The 1,644-nt window shown below is 31.2% G+C and carries 2 protein-coding genes; both read right to left on the minus strand.

Going from position 1 to position 1,644, the window contains the following annotated elements:
* Position 1: 1 nt before the first annotated feature.
* Entirely contained in the window at positions 2–196 is a 195-nt protein-coding gene (locus tag TJ68_RS03515) for a hypothetical protein (protein ID WP_040928772.1), read from the minus strand.
* Between the two features lie 533 nt (positions 197–729).
* On the minus strand, positions 730–1,080 hold the full coding sequence (locus tag TJ68_RS03520) for a hypothetical protein (RefSeq protein WP_040928773.1): 351 nt from the start codon (positions 1,078–1,080) through the stop codon (positions 730–732).
* Between the last annotated feature and the right edge of the window lie 564 nt (positions 1,081–1,644).

Raw genomic sequence — 1,644 nt, forward strand, 5'->3', positions numbered from 1 at the left:
ATTAGTCCTGTCTTAAAGCATAGAGATCATATTTTTTGATTGCTTCTTCTTCTGATATATTCTCTTTCTTTAAACGTTCGATAAAATCCCAACGTTTACGGCTTGTACGGTATATTTCAATCAATTCTTTTTGAGTAATATCAATTCCATTATTATTTAATTCTTTAATGAAATACTTGTCGATATTAATGATCATTTTTTAACACTCCATTTAATCATACGCTCTTACATACAAATGATTAAAAGTGAAATTACAAAAGAATTACTTCAAAATAGACATACTGGTTGTGTGTTTTTAAAAAAGAAAACAATATATTCTCATACAAATTAATAATAAAGATTAAACAAAACATAATAAAAATAAATGATAGGTCAGATCTACGTTTTAGGCTTTGAACGCATTAACCCTAAATACACCAGTAGGCTCATATCATCGCACTACGCTTGATCGCTTCGTCCTATTAATATAGGGATAATGGCAATCTAGTGTACCAGCAAAAGACAGTTTTTAGTTGACTGACAACTGTATTTTAAAATACGAAAAATAAATGTTTAATGACCATCCGTTGTTCCTAGCTAACTTTGGCTTTCGCATGATAGAACTTAATCTACTAATATCCAAGAACGGTCGCAGGGATACCACACATAACTATATTCAAATTTCAATGTACATGTATGCAAATTATCATTTGCATGTAAGAACGTATGATTTTTTACTAAAATTTAATTTTATTTTGCGAGTTGACTTTGCTTATCTTTTCTTAAAACAGAAATGGTTACTAACGGTTCTAACTTATGTTTTCGACCATATAAACGTCTTCCCTCAAAATTATTAACAAAACGAATATTGTCGTAAATTTTAGCAATGGGGACAACAACATCACTTAGAGGCGTATCGTATTCTAAATGCGTTGAAAAGACTTTTAACTTTCGAATCGCATATCCATTACCTAAATTAATATAGCTTTCACCACTAAAGGTATGAATAAAATGACCTTTCTTTTCAATCTGATCTACGCTCACAATATCTGAATAGTGATAAAAAATACGATGAGTGTTTCGATTAATTTTCTTGTGCATTTTAATTCCTCCTAGATATTCAAATTATTGAGTTTCAACTTAAGTTCAAGCGGGGAAAGGAATCGTTAAGTTGTAGCGTTAGTACTAGTGTTTATACCATAAAAAAGGGGGCTCACCACACCTTAGTGTGACAAGCCCCTCAAATAGTCGCTACAACTCTCTATAGGGTACTAACGCTTAGTACCTGCCCGTATAAAATGCAAAATACGGTACACATAATATACACATAACTTATAGGAAACTATGCATATTTATGATAGAATGAATTGTGAACGTGTAGCATGATTACACGTTCAACTATTGAGGGGGGCTTGACCACTAAATGTTGGTAGCATTTTGTGGTGACATGCCTGAATGTTGATCATCACTCAACATTCAGGTGCCCCCTTTTTTCTGGTACAAAGTAAGTACCAACCTCAAAATTCGAACATATGTTATTTGTTAATAATAGTATACGCATAACTTAAATAAAAAGTCAAAGTTATTTTACACTAATTTTTTTGTTCGTAAAGAGCGAACATATGTTCTATGTTCATTATAACGTTTTAAAAAAAATTATCAATA

It is taken from the genome of Nosocomiicoccus massiliensis (assembly GCF_000438455.1).
GTDB classification, from domain to species: domain Bacteria; phylum Bacillota; class Bacilli; order Staphylococcales; family Salinicoccaceae; genus Nosocomiicoccus; species Nosocomiicoccus massiliensis.